General features: G+C 67.0%; 1 protein-coding gene. It reads left to right on the plus strand.

Going from position 1 to position 215, the window contains the following annotated elements:
* Positions 1 to 215 (plus strand): RICIN domain-containing protein (locus CUT39_RS00010; protein WP_198586746.1); only part of this gene is annotated, 215 nt, incomplete at both ends.

Consider the following 215-nt stretch of genomic DNA (forward strand, 5'->3'; position numbering starts at 1 on the left):
GTCCAGCAGTGGGAGCTGGAGGATCTGGGCAACGGCTACCACGCCATCCGCAACGCCTACTCCGGCCTGTGCCTGGACGACTACGAGTGGGGCACTGAGGACGGCGCCGAGGTCCGCCAGTGGACCTGCAACGGCAACGAGGTCCAGCAGTGGGAGATCGTCGACGCCGGCGGCGGCTACTCCAACATCGTCAACCGCTACTCCGGCCTGTGCCT

Origin of the sequence: Glycomyces xiaoerkulensis, from assembly GCF_002798405.1 — a bacterium.
In the GTDB taxonomy this organism is placed as follows: Bacteria; Actinomycetota; Actinomycetes; order Mycobacteriales; family Micromonosporaceae; genus Glycomyces; species Glycomyces xiaoerkulensis.